Annotated in this window: 13 protein-coding genes and 2 pseudogenes; 7 read left to right on the forward strand and 8 right to left on the reverse strand. The window is 60.1% G+C overall.

Features of this window, described 5'->3' with window-relative positions; translation table 11 throughout:
• Positions 1-18: 18 nt before the first annotated feature.
• From ACRHIG_RS01360 to ACRHIG_RS01380, 5 genes are all read left to right on the forward strand, one after another.
• Positions 19-1,185, forward strand: coding sequence for an HPP family protein (locus tag ACRHIG_RS01360; protein WP_475413865.1), 1,167 nt, complete (start codon positions 19-21; stop codon positions 1,183-1,185).
• Entirely contained in the window at positions 1,182-2,279 is a 1,098-nt protein-coding gene (locus ACRHIG_RS01365) for a M48 family metallopeptidase (RefSeq protein WP_489629166.1), read from the forward strand. The genes ACRHIG_RS01360 and ACRHIG_RS01365 overlap by 4 nt, the downstream gene beginning before the upstream one ends.
• Before the next feature lie 136 nt (positions 2,280-2,415).
• Positions 2,416-4,233, forward strand: a complete 1,818-nt coding sequence (locus ACRHIG_RS01370; RefSeq protein WP_489629167.1) for a DUF885 domain-containing protein — start codon at positions 2,416-2,418, stop codon at positions 4,231-4,233.
• Positions 4,234-4,397: 164 nt separating this feature from the next.
• Positions 4,398-5,477 carry an SRPBCC family protein gene (locus ACRHIG_RS01375; RefSeq protein WP_475413868.1) on the forward strand — a complete coding sequence of 360 codons (1,080 nt, stop codon included), beginning with the start codon at positions 4,398-4,400 and terminating at the stop codon, positions 5,475-5,477.
• A complete protein-coding gene (locus ACRHIG_RS01380; protein WP_475413869.1) occupies positions 5,474-6,649 on the forward strand; it encodes a zinc-dependent alcohol dehydrogenase in 1,176 nt (391 codons plus the stop codon). The genes ACRHIG_RS01375 and ACRHIG_RS01380 overlap by 4 nt, the downstream gene beginning before the upstream one ends.
• Before the next feature lie 27 nt (positions 6,650-6,676).
• On the opposite strand, the gene ACRHIG_RS01385 is transcribed toward ACRHIG_RS01380, so the two are convergent.
• Both ACRHIG_RS01385 and ACRHIG_RS01390 read right to left on the reverse strand, forming a co-directional pair.
• Positions 6,677-7,516, reverse strand: coding sequence for an HDOD domain-containing protein (locus tag ACRHIG_RS01385; RefSeq protein WP_475413873.1), 840 nt, complete (start codon positions 7,514-7,516; stop codon positions 6,677-6,679).
• A gap of 79 nt (positions 7,517-7,595) precedes the next feature.
• Complete coding sequence (locus ACRHIG_RS01390) at positions 7,596-8,228, reverse strand: ArsR family transcriptional regulator (protein ID WP_475413870.1); 633 nt, start codon at positions 8,226-8,228, stop codon at positions 7,596-7,598.
• A gap of 188 nt (positions 8,229-8,416) precedes the next feature.
• Between ACRHIG_RS01390 and ACRHIG_RS01395 the strand changes: the two genes are divergently transcribed.
• Both ACRHIG_RS01395 and ACRHIG_RS01400 read left to right on the forward strand, forming a co-directional pair.
• Entirely contained in the window at positions 8,417-8,941 is a 525-nt protein-coding gene (locus tag ACRHIG_RS01395; RefSeq protein ID WP_489629168.1) for a hypothetical protein, read from the forward strand.
• A gap of 166 nt (positions 8,942-9,107) precedes the next feature.
• Positions 9,108-9,221: pseudogene (locus ACRHIG_RS01400) on the forward strand (IS5/IS1182 family transposase); the annotation flags it as partial.
• A gap of 426 nt (positions 9,222-9,647) precedes the next feature.
• Here ACRHIG_RS01400 and rpoC read toward each other — a convergent pair.
• The 6 genes and pseudogenes from rpoC to rplK form a co-directional block, all read right to left on the reverse strand.
• Positions 9,648-13,889 carry a DNA-directed RNA polymerase subunit beta' gene (gene rpoC, locus ACRHIG_RS01405; protein ID WP_230542354.1) on the reverse strand — a complete coding sequence of 1,414 codons (4,242 nt, stop codon included), beginning with the start codon at positions 13,887-13,889 and terminating at the stop codon, positions 9,648-9,650.
• Between the two features lie 109 nt (positions 13,890-13,998).
• Positions 13,999-18,104, reverse strand: a pseudogene (rpoB, locus tag ACRHIG_RS01410) (DNA-directed RNA polymerase subunit beta).
• A 242-nt stretch (positions 18,105-18,346) separates the two neighbouring features.
• Positions 18,347-18,718, reverse strand: coding sequence for a 50S ribosomal protein L7/L12 (rplL, locus tag ACRHIG_RS01415; RefSeq protein ID WP_070223390.1), 372 nt, complete (start codon positions 18,716-18,718; stop codon positions 18,347-18,349).
• Positions 18,719-18,785: 67 nt separating this feature from the next.
• Complete coding sequence (rplJ, locus tag ACRHIG_RS01420; RefSeq protein WP_034753621.1) at positions 18,786-19,325, reverse strand: 50S ribosomal protein L10; 540 nt, start codon at positions 19,323-19,325, stop codon at positions 18,786-18,788.
• A gap of 320 nt (positions 19,326-19,645) precedes the next feature.
• On the reverse strand, positions 19,646-20,341 hold the full coding sequence (gene rplA, locus ACRHIG_RS01425) for a 50S ribosomal protein L1 (RefSeq protein WP_034753134.1): 696 nt from the start codon (positions 20,339-20,341) through the stop codon (positions 19,646-19,648).
• The gene (rplK, locus tag ACRHIG_RS01430; protein WP_034753131.1) at positions 20,341-20,775 is read right to left on the reverse strand and encodes a 50S ribosomal protein L11; all 435 of its coding nucleotides are present in this window, start codon (positions 20,773-20,775) and stop codon (positions 20,341-20,343) included. Before rplK ends, rplA begins: the two co-directional genes overlap by 1 nt.
• Positions 20,776-20,798 lie beyond the last annotated feature (23 nt).

A 20,798-nucleotide genomic window follows, 5' to 3' on the forward strand; every position in this document is an offset into this window, starting at 1 on the left:
CCCGAACGCGCCCTCCCCATGACGACTTCTTTCCTGGCACGCTGGCTGCCGCAACCGAACAACGGCAGCCGCCGCGAACAATTGCGCGCCTGCGCGGGCGCCATCTGCGGCTTGCTGCTGACGGGCCTGATCTGCCATTTCCTGCTGGCCCCGGACAGCGCCAGCGTCTACCTGATCGCGCCCATGGGCGCCTCGGCCGTGCTGCTGTTCTGCCTGCCGGCCAGCCCGCTGGCGCAACCGTGGTCCGTGGTGGGCGGTAACGTCGTCTCCGGCCTGGTCGGCATGGCCTGCGTCAAATGGCTGGGGTCCAGCGTGGGCGTGGCGGCGCTGGCCGCCTGCCTGGCCATCGGCGCCATGTTTGCCCTGCGCTGTCTGCATCCGCCGGGCGGCGCCGTGGCGCTCACCACCGTCGTCGGCGGCGCCAGCGTGCATGCGGCCGGCTTTGAATTCGTCTTCATCACCGTGCTGTTCAATTCCGCCGTGCTGGTCGCCTGCGCCGTGCTGTACAACAACCTGACGGGACGCCGCTACCCGCACGTCCAGCAACTGGTCACGCCGCATCCGCACGCCACCAAGGATGACGTGCCCAGCAACCGCCTGGGCTTTTCGCCGGACGACCTCGATGCCGTCTTGCGCCAGCACAGCGAAGTGCTCGACATCAGCCGCGACGATCTGCAGGCGATCTTCCTGCAAACGGAAATGCGCGCCTACCAGCGCCGCTTCGGCGTCGTCACCTGCGCCGACATCATGTCGAAAGACGTGCTCAGCGTGGAATTCGGCACGCCGCTCGATGTTGCCTGGCGCACCATGCGCGAGCACGATGTGGGCGCCCTGCCCGTCGTGAACCGGGCGCGCCGCGTCATCGGCATCATCACGCAGACGGATTTCCTGCGCCATGGCGGCCTCGACGATTACCAGGGCATGCGCCAGCGCCTGCGCGGCTTGCTGCAGCGCAGCGGCCTGTCCCACGGCGACAAGCCGGAAGCGGTGGGGCAGCTGATGACGCCGTCGCCGCACACGGCCCGCCTGGGCACGCCCATCATCGACCTCGTGCCGCTGATGGCCGACGCCGGCTACCACCATATTCCCATCCTCGACGATGAAGAGCGCCTGGCCGGCATCATCAGCCAGTCGGACCTGATGGCGGCCCTGTACGAAAGCCGCTTTGCCGAGGCGGCAGCATGACGCCATTCCAGGCACTGCTGACCGGCCCCGACGGCGGCCCGGCGGGCATGGCCGTCAGCGCGCATTTCTTCGGCAGCCAGCTGGCCATCGACGCGCCCGGCCCCACGCTGGACGTGGCGCAGCTGGTCGTCAGCGTGGGCGGTGTCGACGGGCCGGAACTGTTCCTGAACTGGCTCGACGCACAAGGACGGCAAGCGTCGCTCAAGCCGCTGACGGCGGACGACATCGCCATCGTCTTGCGCGCAGCGCCGGCCGCGCTGCAGCCGCAACTGCAGCGCCTGTGGGGCGAGCGCCAGCGCAACCGGCGGCAAGTGTCGGGCTGGCTGGCCGGTTTGACGGGTGCGGCCGTCGTCGCTTCCGCCCTGCTGTGGTGGCAAGGCGGCCATGCCGTCGGTGCGCTGGCGGGACTGATACCGATGTCGACGGAGAAGCAGCTGGGCGAACTGGCCCTGGCGCAAGTGCGCGCGCAAGGCGGCATCGTTGAGAGCGGCGTGGCGCAGCAGACGGTGCAGGACATCGGCCGCAAGCTGACGGCCGGTTCGCGCTACCCGTACCGCTGGCTGGTCAAGCAGGACGACACGGTCAACGCGTTTGCCATGCCGGGCGGCATCATCGTCGTGCATACGGGCTTGCTGCGCCAGGCGGGGGATCCGGGCGAGCTGGCCGGCGTGCTCGCGCATGAAGTGCAGCATGTGGAACAGCGCCATTCGCTGCGGCAGATGATCAGCAGCCTGGGCTGGGGCGCCCTGGTGGGCGTGACCATCGGCGACATCAGCGCCGTGGCCGCCATGCTGGCGCACCAGGCCGGCACCCTGTATTTCAGCCGCGACATGGAGGAAGAGGCGGATCGCCTGGGCTTGCTGGCCTTGCAGCGTGCGCAGATCCGCCCCGACGGCATGCTGCGCTTTTTCCAGCAGCTCGATGACAAGGACCAGGCCGGCGTGCCCGGATGGATTTCCTCGCACCCGCAAACGGCGGCGCGCACGCAGCAGATCGAGAGCCTGATCGCCGCCACGCCCTGCCCGGCCTGCCTTCCCTTGACCAGCAGCCACTGGCAAGCGATGAAAGCGGCCCTGCCGCCTACGGCAAAATAGCAACATTCCCCTCATACAATTTATCCAAACGCACCGGGCAATCGCGTATGCTTACGCCCCGGCTGTTCCTTCGCGAGCGGCCACCCCCGACCTCGCTACGCCTCCGTTCATTCCCTCCTTACAAAGGATCTCGCGCATGAAGCATCGTTTTGCCGCCGGCACCCTCGGCACCCTGGCCATCTCCTTGTTGTTCGCCTACGCCCCCACGGCGCAAGCGGCCCAGCCCGCTGCAAAAACCGCAGCCGTGGCCGTCAGCGCGCCAAAAGCCAAACAGCAGCTGCAAGTGCTGGCCGACCAGTACTACGATGCGCAGGCCCGTTTCGAGCCGATCAATGCCACCGAGAGCGGCGACAACCGTTTTGACGATCAGCTCGGTTCAGCCATCGTGCCCGCCGCGCGCGCAAAGCAGTTCGCCCTGTACCGCCAGTACCAGAAGACCCTGCGCAGCATCGCCCGCGCGCAGCTGTCGCACCAGGACCAGATCAACTACGATATCCTCGACTATGAACTGACGACGGCGCTGAGCTTCGAGCGCTTCCCCGAATATTTGCTGCCGCTCAACCAGATGGACAGCATGCCCGTCACCCTGGCCAATTATGCGGGCGGCGAGGCATCGCAGCCTTTGACCACGGTCAAGGAGTATGACGCTTACCTGAGCCGTATCGGCCAGTTGCCGGGCTGGATAGACCAGGCCATCGCCAACATGAAAGTCGGCATGCAAAAGGGCATCGTGCTGCCGAAGGCGCTGACGCAGTCGGCCCTGCCGCAATTCAAGAAGCTCGTCAGCGCCACGCCGCAGGAGAGCGTGTATTACACGCCCATCAAGAACTTGCCGGCCAGCTTTTCCGACGTGGACAAGGCGCGCCTGACGCAAACCTACACCGTCATCATCGAAGCCAAGCTGATGCCTGCGTTGCAGCGCCTGGCCACCTTCATGGAACGCGATTACCTGCCGGCCGGCCGCACGAGCAGCGGCTGGAGCGCCCTGCCCGATGGCGCGGCCTGGTACCAGGCGCGCGTGGCCAGCAGCACCACGACGGATTTGAAACCGGAGCAGATCCACGCCATCGGCCTGAAGGAAGTGGCGCGCATCCAGGAACAATATGCGATCGTCGGTCCGAAGATGGGCTACAACGGCCCGGCCGCCGGCTTGCCCGTGTGGGTCTCGGAACAGGCGAAATACCGTCCGTTCAAGACGGAGCAGGAAGTGCTCGACGTCTACCGCAAGCTGAACGTGCTGCTCGACAGCAAATTGCCCGCCCTGTTTACCCTGGTGCCGAAGGCACCGCTGGACTTGCGCCTGGAACCTGAACTGAGCCGCGACACAGCCGCCGACCATTACACGGCCCCGGCCGCCGACGGTTCACGTCCGGGCGTGTTCTGGTCCGTCGTCACCGATCCGAAACTGTATGGCGATACGGGCATGACCACCCTGTTCTTGCATGAAGGCAAGCCTGGCCACCATTTCCACCTGGCGCTGGTGCAAGAGATGGACTTGCCGAACTTCCGCCGTTTCGGCGGCAACAATGCCTTCACGGAAGGCTGGGCCCTGTATGCGGAAACCCTGGGCAAGGAAATGGGCCTGTTCGACGATCCGGCCCAGTATTTCGGCCATTTGAACGACGAGATGCTGCGCGCCGTGCGCCTGGTGGTCGATACGGGCTTGCACACCAAGGGCTGGACGCGCGAGCAGACGATCAAGTACATGCGCGACACCCTCGGCTATGACGCCGTGGCGAGAAGCGAAACGGAACGCTACATGGCCTGGCCAGGCCAGGCGCTGGGCTACAAGATCGGTTCGCTGAAAATCGTCGAACTGCGCCAGCGCGCCCAGCAGGCGTTGGGCGACAAGTTCAGCCTGCCGAAGTTCCACGAAGTGGTGCTCGGCGACGGCACCCTGCCCTTGAAACTGCTGGAAGCCAAGGTCGACCGGTGGATCGCGCAGCAGAAGTAAAGCAGTAAGGTAAAGCCCTCCCGCCACAGCGGCAGCGCCAACCGGGGCTGCCGTTTTTTCGTGCCGATGCTTGATCTGGCACAGACCGGCCGCATCTCGTGCACGCCTGCCGGAACGCGTACCAGGCAATGCTGCCTAACTCCCAGACACGCAAGGGAGGCAGCATGCAAAGCGAAGACAGGAACGATGGTGCCATGGCTGGCCCGCCCGCCTGGCAAGCGTCAGCGGAGACGCCCTATCACGGGCATGACGCCATTCTTCACTACACCAGCACGCGCGGCCAGGCCGATGGCCGGCCGCAGCGGCACATTCCCGACGATACCGCGCACGGCCGCCATGCCATGATCAGAGCGCTTGGCTGGCTCAGCATCGGCCTGGGCCTGGCCCAGCTGCTGGCGCCGCGCGGCCTGGCGCGGGCCAGCGGCCTGCGCGGCGTCTCGTCTTTCTGGATACGCGCCATCGGCCTGCGCGAAATGGCGTGCGGCGTGGCCTTGCTGCGCGGCGACACCGCTCCGGCATGGCGCTGGTCGCGCATCGCCGGCGACGCCATGGACCTGTCGCTGCTGGGCGTGGCCATGGCCAGCCGGCGCCATGCACGCGCGCGCCTGGCGGCGACGGCAGCCGTGGTGGCGGGCGTGACGGCCATCGACTATATCGCCAGTGCGCAACTGGCGCCGCGCAAGTTGAGCCAATTACCGGCGCCCGGCGAACAGGGGCTGGCGCTGCAAAAGAGCGTCATCGTCAACCGTTCCGCCGACGATTGCTACCGCGCCTGGCGCGACCTGCAAAACCTGCCCCGCTTCATGCCGGGCCTGAAGTCGGTGCAGCTGATCGATGCGCGCCGCTCGCGCTGGCACAGCGTCGCAGGCGAGTGGATAGGCGAACTGACGCGAGAGCGTCCGGGCCAGGGCATGCGCTGGCGCGCGGCGGAAAACCATGCGGAAACGGGGGCGCTGGAACTGTCGCCCGCACCCGGCGGGCGCGGCACCGTGGTCACCATGCAACTGCACATGCAGCCGCCAGCCGGCAAGGTGGGCGCGGCCGTGGCAGGCCTGTTCAGTCAGGCGCCCGCCTACCAGATCGAAACCACCTTGCGCCGCTTCAAGCAGTGGATGGAAACGGGCGAGGTCAGCACCACCGAGGGCCAGCCGTCGGGCAAGCGCAGCTTCAAGACGCGCTTGCGGCACAAGGCTGGCGGCACGGCCGCTGCCCCTCGGCCGCAAGCAAACGGAGGTGTGTCATGAAAGCCAATTGCTGGCACGGCAAGCGCGACGTGCGGATCGAACAAGTGCCCGATCCCGCCATCCTCAATCCCGGCGACGCCATCGTCAAGGTCAGTTCCACGGCCATCTGCGGCTCCGACCTGCACCTCTACAATGGCGTCGTGCCCAGCATGGAACAAGGCGACATCCTCGGCCATGAATTCATGGGCGAGGTGGTGGAGGTGGGCTCCGCGGTGCGCAAGCGCAAGGTGGGAGAACGGGTGGTGGTGCCGTTTCCCATTGCCTGCGGACGCTGCTTCTTTTGCGAGCAACAGCTGTACTCGGTGTGCGAGAATTCCAATCCCAACGCCTACATGGCGGAAAAGATGTGGGGTCACTCGGGCGCAGGCATCTTTGGCTATTCCCATCTGACGGGCGGCTATGCGGGCGGCCAGGCGGAATACGTGCGTGTGCCGTTTGCCGACGTCGGCCCCATCCAGGTGCCGGACGAGCTCAAGGATGAACAGGTGCTGTTCCTCTCGGACATACTGCCAACCGGCTACATGGCGGCCGAAGCCTGCGCCATCGCGCCGGGCCAGGTAGTGGCCGTGTGGGGCTGCGGCCCCGTGGGACAGTTCGCCATCCAGAGCGCCTTCCTGCTCGGCGCCGAACGCGTCATCGCCATCGACCATTACCCGGAACGCCTGCGCATGGCACGCGAACTGTCCGGTGCGGAAACCCTGCATTTCGATGCGGTGGACGTGCCCGACGCCCTGCGGGAAATGACGGGAGGACGGGGTCCCGATGCCTGCATCGATGCCGTCGGCATGGAAGCGCACGGTTCCGGCGTCAGCTATATCTACGACCGCCTCAAGCAGACGATGAAACTGGAATCGGACCGCCCCACGGCCCTGCGCGAAGCACTGATGGCGTGCCGCAACGGCGGCGTCGTCTCGGTGCCGGGCGCGTATGGCGGCTTCAGCGACAAGATCCCGTTTGGCTCCATCATGAACCGTTCATTGACCATCAAGACGGGGCAAACACACGTGCAGCGCTACATGCAGCCGCTGCTGGAACGGATACAACGGGGTGAACTCGATCCCGGCGCCATCATTTCTCACCACTTGAGCCTGGACGAAGCGCCGCACGGCTATGAGATCTTCCAGAAGAAACAGGAGCAATGCATCAAGGTCGTGCTGCATCCCGGCCCTTGAGCGGCGCAGGCAGGCAGCACCAGCAGCTCAGACGAGCAGCGCGGCACTCATCGAGCGCACTTCCTCGGCCGATTCGGCCAGGATGCTTTGCAGGGTCTCGTTGTCGATAATGAAATCGATGACGGAATCGGCGGGGGTGAGCATTTCCACGTACGTCACCTGCAAGGGCGACGGCACGGGCGACAGTTGCTTGGCCAACAACAAGGTGTCGAGCAGGGAGTCGGGCGGGATGGATAGCAAGCCATCGCGCAAGCCTTCGATGGCTTCGCTCACGGCCAGCGGGATCAGCAGCTTCTTCATGACTTCGCGAGAAATGATTTCTTCGGCGGACTCTATCCAGTGATCGGCATCGTCGTCAAGCAGGCCGGGGAATTCATCGGCACGCGACAACAAGTAAAAACCGCCCACTTCATGCACGATGCCGGCGAACAGCGCCGTGTCGGCATCGACGTGCGTCACGCGGCGGGCAAGGATGTGCGCCAGCGCCGCCACATGGGCAGTGTGCTCCCACAGCTGGGTCGCCTTCTGGCGCAGGACGGGGTCGATGATCTTGCTGCCGAACTGGCGCACCACCATGGCCGCCACCAGCGCGTACAGGTTGCGGTAACCCATGCGCATGACGGCCGCGCGCACGCTGGTCACGGGTGCCGCGTCACCTCGGCTGTACACGGCCGAGTTGGCCAGCGCGACCGTGCGCGCCGCCAGCAGGGGCTCGGCCAGTACCAGTTTGATCGCATGGTCGATATGGCAGTCCGGTTCAGCCAAGGCCAATTGCAATTGCAGTGCGGAATTAACGCTGGTGGGAAACGTTAATTCTCCGCGCACCGCCTGGGAAACAATTAAACCAAACGCCTGTAATTTGTTCATCATACGATCTATCCGCCTCAGATATTATTCCAGTAAACAATTTCACTTTATAGCAGAAACTGCTTTCCAGTCCCGGCCTTTAGAATACAGATGGCATGTCATTCGTCTGCATTGGGGAATCCGGCAATGCCAGGGCATGCAATAGCGATTCATCGCCGATAACAAACAACTTCGGCTGCTGTAATACCTGCAGCAGAAATGGCTGGCCCTCACGCAGGCGTCGGCGATAATCGGCCAGCGTATAGAGATTGGGATTGATTTTACGCCGTAAGGTTCGCTCGGCAGGGGCCAATCCCGTCAACAGATCGCCATAATTGGCTTCCTCTCCCACCAGCAGCAAATCGATGGCGCTGCCAGGCAGGTCCTGTCCCTTCGCCGTGGCCCCCGACACGAATGCCAAGTGCAACTGGGCACGCAAGGGCGCCAGAGTCATGCTGAGCACGCCGACGATGCCGAAGGTTTTCTGCACCAGTCCGCTCAACTCCGGATACACGAGACTTTCCTTGTTGGGCCAGAAACGCCGCACGTTGCCGATCCGCTCCGATGTGATCAGGCCGGACTCATGCAGCCGGCGCAATTCCCGCTGCGCCGACGCGCTGCCCAAGCCCGTCAAGCGCATGATCTCGTTCAAGTGAAAGCCCTCGTTCACGCGGACAAAGAGCAAACCCAGCAGTTTCTGCTGGGCGGGAGTAAACAGGGCTTGGGCAATCATGTGCCAAATCTTAGCATGAATGCACCGGAAATTGGCACGGCAAGCGTGCTTTGCGCTGCTACAACAGAGTGTGGCGGCGTGACGGCATCGTGCACCATCGCCATGGTTGCGCACTCCTGATCGATCGAAAAACCGGCGTGCCATCTCACACTCGCAGTTGTCGACGAACCTTTCTTTCAGGGGAGCGCTTGTATGTCATCAGCAGCGTGGCCGGGTTTGTCGCAGGACAACTCGATACGGCGGCCTTTGAACGCCTTCTATATCAAGACGCAGATAGGGAGCGCCTGTTGTCCGCGCAGCCAGCGCCCAGGTATGCGCATGCGGGGCACACGCTGTATCACTATCTGATATCGCTCGACCTGCGCAATCCGGCAGACGTGCTGAACGCGCAGGGCGCCCTGGCTGAATTTGTGCACGCCGCCGGCATTCCGGTAGCGGTCTCGGAAAAGCCCACCCGGCTGCACGCGCTTTTGCTGGCGGCGCAGCCGAAGTGGCTGGATGTGGATCTGGCCTACGCAGCGGCACTGCTGGACCAGGCGCCACCGCATGCGAACAAAAGTGAACGGACGCAGTGGTTGCGGGCGCAATTGCGCAATTTGTTTCGCTATGCGAAGAAACCTTCCCCGTTGGCTGCAAGCGCCGAACTGGTCCATCGAAGCGCACGGTCCGCTGATATTTCTGGGACAACTCACGGTGGATGGCTATTTTCATGACGAGGCCGCCGTCTATATATTTTACGATGCAAGCAAAAACGCGTGCCGATCGATACTGCAGACTTGCTGATGCCATGGCGTCCCTGGACGCTGCTTTCTGTTTGCGCGCTAAGACCGCAGCAAGAAACATAAAAAATACCATCAGGAGTTTCTCCCTGGTGCCGTTCTGGTCAGCTACCGGCGCCTGGTGCGCGACTACGAGCAGCGCATTGATGTTTCGGAAAATATGATTTACCTGGCCATGGGTTCGTTGCTGCTGCACCGACTAAATTTCCGCTAAGTTATTAAACCGTTTCTGAATGGCATACGCAATAACTTTTCTGATCACCTGGAATTTTCATCAATTAAATTATTGCAAATTCCCGGGCAAATAAAACGAATGACATCCATGCGATTGCAATTAATAGCAAATTGTACGTTGCTTGATAAAATTCAAAACGGCACCCGAAGGTGCCGTTTTTGTCAGCTGGCAGCGTAGATTACGCTTCGTCGCCGTGGTGTTGCTGGGTTTCGATGGCCAGCAGATCGTCGGTAGCGTCACCGGCCAGCGTGGCTTTATCGGTCAGCAGCGGGGCTTGACGCTCTGCCATTCCCACGCGGCCGTCTCCTTGCCTGTGCGGCGGAAGGCCGCAGTCAGGAACATCGCAGTGACGAGCATAAAAAAACGGCACCCGAAGGTGCCGTTTTTGTCAGCTGGCAGCGTAGATTACGCTTCGTCGCCGTGGTGTTGCTGGGTTTCGATATCCTGCAACGCTTCGGCAGCTTCGCCGGCCATCGAGGCTTTCTCGGCCAGCAGCAGCGCTTGACGCTCTTCCACTTCCCACGCTTCTTTCTCTTTGCGTGCGCGGTGGAAGGCCAGGCCCGTACCGCCAGGAATCAGGCGGCCGACGATGACGTTCTCTTTCAGGCCGCGCAGACCATCGCGCTTGCCCATGATCGCCGCTTCGGTCAGCACGCGGGTGGTTTCCTGGAACGATGCGGCCGAGATGAACGAATCGGTCGACAGCGATGCCTTGGTAATACCCAGCAATACGTTCTCGTAGGTCGCAGGAATCTTGTTCTCCGACGTTACGCGATCGTTCTCGTCCAGCAGTTCCGAACGCTCTACCTGCTCGCCAACGATGTAGTTGGTGTCGCCGGCATTGACGATCTGCACACGGCGCAGCATCTGACGCACGATGACTTCGATGTGCTTGTCATTGATCTTCACGCCTTGCAGACGGTACACGTCCTGCACTTCGTCAACGATGTAGCGGGCCAGCGCTTCGATACCCAGCAGGCGCAGGATGTCTTGTGGATCGGCCGGGCCGTCCACGATCATCTCGCCCTTGTTCACGACTTGGCCGTCATGCACCAGCACTTGTTTGTCCTTGGTGATCAAGAACTCATGCTTGTTGCCGTCCATGTCCGTGATTTCCAGACGCTGCTTGCCCTTGGTTTCTTTACCGAACGCAACCGTACCCGTGACTTCCGCCAGCATACCGGCATCTTTCGGCGAGCGCGCTTCGAACAGTTCCGCAACGCGCGGCAGACCACCGGTAATATCGCGCGTTTTTTGCGATTCGGTCGGGATACGTGCCAGCACTTCACCCACCGATACCTGTTGACCGTCCTTCACCATGATCAGCGCGCCGACCTGGAAGCCGATCGCCACCGAGTGTTCGGTGCCGGCAATCTTGACTTCTTCGTTCGCGTCGTTGATCAGCTTGACTTGCGGACGCAGGGTCTTGGTCAGCGAACCGCGACGTTTCGCATCGATCGCCACCAGGGTGGACAGACCGGTCACTTCGTCGACCTGACGGGCCACGGTGACGCCTTCTTCGACGTTCTCGAAACGCACTTGACCGGCGTATTCGGTAATGATCGGACGGGTCAGCGGATCCCACGTTGCCAGGGCCGTACCGGCCTTGATGACCATGCCGTCCTTGACGATCAGGGTCGCGCCGTACGGCACTTTATGACGCTCACGCTCACGGCCATGGTCGTCGGTGATCAGCACTTCGCCGGAACGGGAAATGACGATTTGCGCGCCCTTGCCGTTCGTCACGTAACGCATGGTTGCCGTGAAGCGGATGGTACCGTTCGACTTGGCTTCCACCGACGATGCCACTGCCGCACGCGATGCCGCACCACCGATGTGGAAGGTACGCATGGTCAGCTGGGTACCCGGCTCACCAATCGACTGCGCTGCCACCACACCGACGGCTTCGCCGGCGTTGACCAGCATGCCGCGGCCCAGGTCGCGGCCATAGCACTTGGCGCACAGGCCGAAGCGCGTGTCGCAAGTCAGTGGCGTGCGGACCTTGACTTCATCGATGGACAGACGCTCGATCTCTTCGACCATGTCTTCATCCATCAGGGTGCCGGCGTCATACAGGGTTTCCTGGGTTTCAGGATTGACGACGTCATGCACCACCACGCGGCCGAGGATACGGTCGCGCAACGGTTCGATGACTTCACCACCTTCAACCAGGGCCTTCATGACGGTACCGTTCATGGTGCCGCAATCGTCCTCGATCACCACCAGATCTTGCGTCACGTCGACCAGACGACGCGTCAGGTAACCGGAGTTCGCCGTTTTCAGCGCCGTATCGGCCAGACCTTTACGCGCACCGTGGGTCGAAATGAAGTACTGCAACACGTTCAGACCTTCGCGGAAGTTCGCGGTAATCGGCGTTTCGATAATCGAACCATCCGGTTTCGCCATCAGACCACGCATACCGGCCAACTGGCGAATCTGGGCTGCGGAACCGCGCGCGCCGGAGTCGGCCATCATGTAAATGGCGTTGAACGATTCTTGCGTCGACTGGGTGCCGTCGCGGCGCACTACGTCTTCGACTTTCAGCTGGTCCATCATGGCCTTGCCGACTTCATCCGAGGTCTTGCCCCAGATATCGACGACCTTGTTGTAACGCTCGCCGGCGGTCACGAGACCCGAGGCGTATTGCTGTTCGATCTGCTTGACTTCCGATTCGGCCGTCGCGATCAGGGTGACTTTTTGAGGCGGTACCAGCATGTCGTCGACGCAGATCGAGATACCGGCGCGTGTCGCCAGGCGGAAACCCGATTGCATCAGTTTGTCTGCGAACACCACGGTGGCGCGCAGGCCGCACTTGCGGAACGACGTGTTGATCAGCTTGGAAATTTCTTTCTTTTTCAGCGCGCGGTTCAAGACGGAGAACGGCAGGCCTTTCGGCAGAATTTCCGACAGGATCGCACGGCCGATCGTCGTTTCGTAGCGCGTGACCGTTTTCTCGAATTCGCCCGTTTCGGCGTTTTTCGGGTATTCGGTAATACGCACGGTGACGCGGGTCGTCAGTTCGACTTCCTTGTTGTCGTAGGCGCGGATCACTTCCGACACGTCAGGGAACATCATCCCTTCGTTCTTCGCATTGATCGCTTCGCGGGTCGCGTAGTACAGACCCAGCACGATATCCTGCGACGGCACGATCGACGGTTCGCCGTTCGACGGGAACAGGATGTTGTTCGATGCCAGCATCAGCGTGCGTGCTTCCATCTGCGCTTCGATCGACAGAGGAACGTGGACCGCCATTTGGTCACCGTCAAAGTCGGCGTTGAATGCGGCGCAGACGAGCGGGTGCAGCTGGATGGCCTTGCCTTCAATCAGGACTGGCTCGAACGCCTGGATACCCAGACGGTGCAAGGTCGGTGCGCGGTTCAACATGATCGGATGTTCACGGATCACGTCTTCCAGGATGTCCCACACGACCGGCTCCTGGATCTCGACCAGCTTTTTCGCTGCCTTGATCGTGGTTGCCAGACCCATCAATTCCAGTTTATTGAAAATGAATGGCTTGAACAGTTCCAGCGCCATCAGTTTCGGCAAGCCGCACTGATGCAATTTCAATTGCGGGCCCACGACGATGACCGAACGACCGGAGTAATCGACGCGCTTGCCCAGCAAGTTTTGACGGAAACGGCCGCCCTTGCCCTTGATCATCTCAGCCAAGGACTTCAGCGGACGCTTGTTGGCGCCGGTCATCGCTTTGCCGCGACGGCCGTTGTCCAGCAGCGAATCGACCGCTTCCTGCAGCATGCGCTTTTCGTTGCGCGTGATGATCTCCGGAGCGCGCAGCTCCATCAGGCGTTTCAGACGGTTGTTACGGTTGATGACGCGGCGATACAGATCGTTCAGATCCGAGGTCGCGAAACGGCCACCGTCCAGCGGTACCAGCGGACGCAGTTCCGGCGGCAGCACCGGCAGCACTTCCATGATCATCCAGTCAGGCTTGATGCCCGAACGTTGGAACGCTTCCAGCACTTTCAGGCGCTTCGCGTATTTCTTGATCTTGGCTTCGGATTTCGATTCCTTCAGTTCCACGCGCAAGGTCTCGGCATCGCGGTGGATGTCGATCGAGCGCAGCAGTTCACGGATACCTTCGGCGCCCATGAAGGCGGTGAAGTCGTCGCCGTACTCTTCGTACTTGGCAGCGTAGTCGTCTTCCGACATGATCTGGCACTTCTTCAGCGGGGTCATGCCTGGATCGGTGACGACGTATGCTTCAAAGTACAGCACGCGTTCGATGTCCCGCAGGGTCATGTCCAGGACCATGCCCAGACGCGACGGCAAGGACTTCAGGAACCAGATGTGCGCGGTAGGCGAAGCCAGTTCGATGTGGCCCATGCGCTCGCGGCGCACCTTGGCCAGCGTGACTTCGACGCCGCACTTTTCGCAGATCACGCCGCGGTGTTTCAGGCGCTTGTACTTGCCGCACAGGCATTCGTAATCCTTGATCGGGCCAAAGATCTTGGCGCAGAACAGGCCATCGCGCTCAGGCTTGAAGGTACGGTAGTTGATGGTTTCCGGCTTCTTGACTTCGCCGTAGGACCACGAACGGATTTTCTCAGGCGAAGCGAGACCGATCTTGATTGCATCGAAGGTCTCGTTGGTCTGTACTTGCTTGAATAGATCGAGCAGTGCTTTCATGTATCACTCCAGAGGTGATTAAATTTCTATATTCCTGAGACTACATTGCCCGGCGTGGTTTCCCAGCCGGGCTTTGTGTTTCCCAAACCAAATGACAGGGTGCTGTCGTTTAGTTGCGTTCGAGGTCGATATCGATACCGAGCGAACGGATTTCCTTGACCAGCACGTTGAACGATTCCGGCATGCCGGCGTCGATCACGTGGTCGCCCTTGACGAGGTTCTCGTACACTTTGGTACGGCCATTCACGTCATCGGACTTGACGGTCAACATCTCTTGCAAGACATACGACGCGCCATACGCTTCCAGTGCCCAGACTTCCATCTCACCGAAACGCTGACCACCGAACTGGGCTTTACCGCCCAGTGGCTGTTGCGTCACCAGCGAGTAAGGACCGGTCGAACGCGCATGCATCTTGTCATCGACCAAGTGATGCAGTTTCAGCATGTGCATGACACCGACAGTAACCTTGCGCTCGAACGCTTCACCGGTGCGACCGTCATACATGGTCACCTGGTTTTTCGATGCGGTCATGCCCAGGTTCTTGGCGATGTCGTCCGGATACGCCAGGTCCAGCATGCGGCGGATCTCTTCTTCATTCGCACCGTCGAACACTGGCGTGGCGAACGGAACACCTTTTTCAGGTTTTCCGCCAGCTTCATGATCTCTTCGTCGTCGAAGTCGTTCAGCTCTTCCGCGCGGCCGTTGTCGTTGTAGATCGTCGTCAGGTACTTGCGCACTTGCTCGACCTTGGTTTGCGCCTTCAGCATTTCGCCGATGCGGATACCCAGACCCTTGGCAGCCCAGCCCAAGTGCGTCTCGAGAATCTGACCAACGTTCATCCGCGAAGGAACGCCCAGCGGGTTCAGCACAACGTCGGCTGGCGTGCCGTCGGCCATGTATGGCATGTCTTCCACAGGAACAATACGGGAAACCACACCCTTGTTACCGTGGCGACCTGCCATCTTGTCGCCCGACTGCAGGCGGCGTTTCACGGCCAGGTAGACCTTGACCATTTTTTGCACGCCTGGTTGCAGCTCATCGCCTTGCGTCAGTTTCTTGCGCTTCTCTTCGAAGGCCAGATCGAACTGGTGACGCTTCTCGTTGATCGATTCCTTGATCGCTTCCAGCGCTACCGCCGCATCGTCGTCCGCAGGGCGGATGTCGAACCAGTGGTATTTGTCCAGATCGGCCAGGTATTCCTTGGTGATCTTGGCGCCTTTGGCCAGCTTTTTCGGGCCGCCGTTGACGACTTTGCCGATCAGCATTTTTTCCAGACGCTGGAAGGCATCGCCTTCCACGATACGCATCTGGTCGTTCAAGTCCAGACGGAAGCGTTTCAGTTCGTCATCGATAATTTGCTGGGCACGCTTGTCGCGCACGATGCCTTCACGGGTGAAGACTTGCACGTCGATCACGGTACCGATCATGCCCGAAGGCACGCGCAGCGAGGTGTCTTTCACGTCCGACGCTTTTTCGCCGAAGATCGCGCGCAGCAGCTTCTCTTCCGGGGTCAGCTGGGTTTCGCCTTTTGGCGTCACTTTACCGACCAGGGTGTCGCCTGCCTGCACTTCCGCGCCGATGTAGACGATACCGGACTCATCCAGACGTGCCAGCTGATTTTCAGCCAGGTTCGAGATGTCGCGCGTAATTTCTTCCGCGCCCAGTTTCGTGTCACGGGCCACCACCGACAACTCTTCGATGTGAATCGAAGTGTAGCGGTCGTCCTTGACGACGTTTTCCGAGATCAGGATCGAATCTTCGAAGTTCAGACCATTCCATGGCATGAAGGCCACGGTCATGTTCTGGCCCAGCGCCAATTCACCCAGGTCGGTCGATGCGCCGTCGGCGATCACGTCGCGCTTGGCGACGCGGTCGCCCACTTGCACGATAGGACGCTGGTTGATGTTGGTGTTCTGGTTCGAACGGGTGTACTTGATCAGGTTGTAGATGTCGACGCCCACTTCACCAGCTTGCGCTTCGTCATCGTTGACGCGAATCACGACACGGCCCGCATCGATGTAATCGACGATACCGCCACGCAAGGCTTGCACGGTGGTGCCCGAGTCGACCGCAACGGTGCGTTCGATACCGGTACCGACCAGCGCTTTTTCCGGACGCAAGCAAGGCACGGCCTGGCGTTGCATGTTGGCGCCCATCAATGCACGGTTCGCATCATCGTGTTCGAGGAACGGAATCAGCGAGGCAGCGACGGAAACGATCTGGCCCGGCGCCACGTCCATGTACTGGATGCGCTCTGGGGATACCAGGATGGTTTCGCCGGCTTCACGGGCCGAGACCAGTTCATCGGACAGCATGCCTTCGTCGTTGATGGTCGCATTCGCCTGAGCGATGATGTAGCGGCCTTCTTCGATGGCGGACAGGTAGTCGATCTGATCGGTAATCTTGGAGCCTTCGACCTTGCGGTACGGGGTTTCCAGGAAGCCGTATTCATTCAGGCGGGCGTACAGAGCCAGCGAGTTGATCAGACCAATGTTCGGACCTTCCGGTGTCTCGATCGGGCAGACGCGGCCGTAGTGGGTCGGATGCACGTCGCGCACTTCAAAGCCGGCGCGTTCGCGTGTCAGACCGCCGGGTCCCAGAGCCGATACGCGGCGCTTGTGGGTAATTTCCGACAGAGGATTGGTTTGGTCCATGAACTGCGACAGCTGGGACGAACCGAAGAACTCGCGAATCGCGGCCGAAATCGGCTTCGAGTTGATCAGGTCGTGCGGCATCAGGTTGTCCGCTTCGGCTTGACCGAGGCGTTCCTTGACGGCGCGCTCAACACGCACCAGGCCGGCGCGGAATTGATTCTCGGCCAGTTCGCCCACGCAACGTACGCGACGGTTACCCAGGTGATCGATATCGTCGACTTCGCCGCGGCCATTGCGCAGTTCCACCAGGATCTTGATCACGGCCAGCACGTCTTCGTTCGACAGGGTCATGGCGCCCGTCAGTTCATCGCGGCCAATGCGGCGGTTGAACTTCATGCGGCCCACGGCCGACAGGTCGTAGCGGTCCGAGTTGTAGAACAGGCCATTGAACAGCGCTTCAACGGAGTCTTCCGTTGGCGGTTCGCCTGGACGCATCATGCGGTAGATCGCCACTTTCGCAGCCATCTGGTCGGCGGTGTCGTCGATACGCAGGGTTTGCGAGATGTAGGCGCCCTGATCCAGGTCGTTGGTGTACAACGTTTGGATTTCGGAGATGTTGGCATCGCGCAGGCGGCCCAGCAGGTCTTCCGTCAGCTCATCGTTCGCGGAAGCGACGACTTCGCCGGTGTCGCCATCGACGATATTCTTCGCCAATACGCGGCCCAGCAGGTAGTCTTCCGGTACGGAAATGTGCTTGATGCCGGCAGCTTCGATATCACGCACGTGTTTCGCGTTGATACGCTTGTCTTTCAGCACCAGGGTCTTGCCCGACTTGTCGACGATGTCGAAACGCGCCACTTCGCCGCGCAGGCGCTCGGAGACGAATTCCATTTCCGCGCCTTCGGAGCGCAGGTTGAAATTGTCGAAGACAAAGAAATTGGCCAGGATTTGCTCGTGCGACATGCCGATGGCTTTGAGCAAAATCGTCACTGGCATCTTGCGGCGGCGGTCGACGCGGAAGAACAGGATGTCTTTCGGGTCGAACTCGAAGTCCAGCCACGAACCGCGGTAAGGAATGATACGCGCGGAGAACAGCAGCTTGCCGGACGAGTGAGTCTTGCCGCGGTCGTGCTCGAAGAACACGCCAGGCGAACGGTGCAACTGGGAAACGATAACCCGCTCCGTGCCGTTGATCACGAACGAACCAGTGGTCGTCATGAGCGGCAATTCGCCCATGTAGACTTCCTGTTCCTTCATCTCTTTGACGACGGGCTTGGTTGGCGATTCCTTGTCCAGGATCACCAGGCGCACTTTCGCGCGCAGCGGCGACGCGAACGTCAGGCCACGTTGTTGACATTCTTTGACGTCAAAGGCAGGATCGCCCAGAACGTACGACAAGAATTCGAGACGCGCAAAACCATTGTGCGACACGATAGGGAAAATCGAGGTGAAAGCCGACTGCAGGCCATCATTCTTGCGGCCGGACGGTGCTATGTCCTCTTGCAAGAAGCTATGATAAGACTCGAGCTGGGTCGCCAGCAGGAACGGAACGTGGTGAACGTTGGCGCGCTTCGCGAATGATTTGCGAATGCGTTTCTTCTCAGTAAATGAGTAGTGCATGGACACTCCGTGAGTGACAGAAAGGATAGAAAATTCAGGTTTTGCAAGTGTTCGTTTGCACCGCTGCGTGTGACACAGACGAAACCTCAAGGCTCTGCTTTCCGGCTTGAATCGAATAAAAACTGCTGCTACAACTACATGACAAATACGATGCAGACGACAAAGGAGCCAAAGTCGGATTCCCCCTTGCGAGGGGAAACCTCAGACTTTGACTCGGGCGCTAACTGACGCCAGTACAGATATTACTTCATCGAAGCGGTTGCGCCGGCTTCAACCAGTTTCTTCACTGCAGCTTCAGCGTCAGCTTTCGACACTGCTTCTTTCACAGTTTTTGGTGCGCCATCGACCAGGTCTTTAGCTTCTTTCAAGCCCAGGCCGGTGATTTCGCGAACTGCTTTAATGACGCCAACTTTGTTTGCGCCGAAGGTGTCCAGAACAACGTTGAACTCGGTTTGCTCTTCAGCAGCTGCTGCTGGGCCTGCTGCAGGACCGGCCGAAGCCATCGCTGCTGCGGACACGCCGAATTTTTCTTCGAATGCTTTAACCAGGTCGTTCAGGTCCATTACGGACATGGCGCTAACTGCTTCCAGGATATCGTCTTTGCTAATTGCCATTTTGAAACTCCTAAATTTATTACGTTAGTTACATCAGATTGGTACTGAGAGAAAAAAGCGCGCGCAATTAAGCGGCTGCTGGGGCTTCTTCTGCTGCTGCTTCTGCAGGAGCTTCGGCGCCTTCGCCTTTTTTCGCTGCCAGGGCAGCCAGACCACGTGCAAAGCCCGAAACCGGAGCCAGCATAACGCCCAACAACTGCGAAATGAGGACTTCACGGCTAGGAATGCTCGCCAACGCGGTGACAGCAGCTGTATCCAGCGGCTTGCCTGCGTAGTTACCTGCTTTGATGACCAGTTTGTCGTTGGTTTTAGCGAAGTCAGCGATGACTTTAGCTGCTGCAACGGCATCGGCCGAGATCGAGTAGATCAACGGGCCGGTCATGGCATCTGCCAGGCTGGCGAATGCGGTACCTTCAACGGAGCGACGAGCCAGAGTGTTTTTCAACACACGCAGGTACACGCCTTGGGCACGCGCTTTAGCACGCAGTTGCGTCAAGTGACCAACCTGGATGCCACGATATTCGGCCACGACGATCGTTTGCGCATTTGCTACTTGTGCGGAAACTTCGGCGACGACGGCCTTTTTGTCATTCAGATTGAGACTCACGGTCAACCTCCTTAAATGATGTTCGGCAATCACAACCGAGTGGTTGAGCGCCTTGCATCGGTTCGAACACGGCGTCCGAAGTCAAGAAGTACTAAACTGAGCGGATGGATTCACGCAGCATGAGGACTACAAAACTTGTTCGGGTACACCATCTGCGTTGGGCACTTGCCGTTGCCGGCAAGCCTATTAACCTTCTGCATGTGCGATCGCAGTCGGCCCAACGGTCTTTGATTGTCTGCCTGCCTGGTGCGGACACCGGGCAGACAGCCCAAAGATGCGCCCGCAGCGCCCGAAGGCGCTACAGGACTTGATTCTGTTACTTAAGCTGCCAGGCTAGCCTGGTCAACACGGACGCCAGCGCCCATGGTCGACGACAGCGAAACTTTGCGCAGGTACACGCCTTTGCTCGATGCTGGCTTGGCTTTGTTCAGTGCGTCGATCAGTGCGACCAGATTCGATTTCAGATCTGCGTCAGCGAACGATTTACGGCCGATGGTAGCGTGGATGATACCGGACTTGTCGGTACGGTACTGAACTTGACCGGCTTTCGCGTTTTTCACGGCGGTAGCGACGTCAGGAGTAACAGTGCCGACTTTCGGGTTAGGCATCATGCCGCGTGGGCCCAGGATCTGACCCAGGGTACCAACGATACGCATGGTATCTGGCGAAGCGATAACGATATCGAAAGGCATGTCGCCGGCTTTGATCTGCTCAGCCAGGTCTTCCATACCGACGATGTCGGCGCCAGCTGCCTTGGCAGCTTCCGCTTTTTCGCCCGACGCGAATACTGCCACGCGTACGGTTTTGCCGGTGCCAGCTGGCAGCACGACGGAGCCGCGCACCACTTGGTCGGATTTCTTAGGATCAACGCCCAGTTGTACCGATACGTCGATCGATTCATTGAACTTGGCCGTTGCGCACTCTTTGATCAGAGCGACAGCGTTGTCGAAGGCGTACACTTTGGTACGGTCGACTTTGGCTTTCAAAGCCTTGATACGTTTGGATAACTTAGCCATTATACAACACCTTCCACCGTGATACCGATCGAACGAGCGGAACCAGCGATGGTGCGTACAGCAGCATCCATGTCGGCAGCGGTCAGATCAGGGGTTTTCAATTTAGCGATTTCTTCAGCTTGTGCGCGGGTCAGCGTACCGACTTTGTCGGTATGTGGCTTCGGCGAACCTTTGGTGATTGCAGCAGCTTTTTTGATCAGGTAGGTTGCTGGAGGCGTCTTCATCACGAACGTGAAGGACTTGTCCGCAAACGCGGTGATCACGACTGGAATCGGCATGCCTGGCTCCAGACCTTGGGTCTGTGCATTGAAGGCCTTGCAGAATTCCATGATGTTCAGACCACGTTGACCCAGAGCTGGACCGATTGGTGGGGATGGGTTTGCTTTACCAGCTGGCACTTGCAGCTTGATAAAACCAATGATTTTCTTTGCCATGATGGCTCCTATCTTGGATTGAG

This window comes from Janthinobacterium sp. C22 (assembly GCF_057919405.1).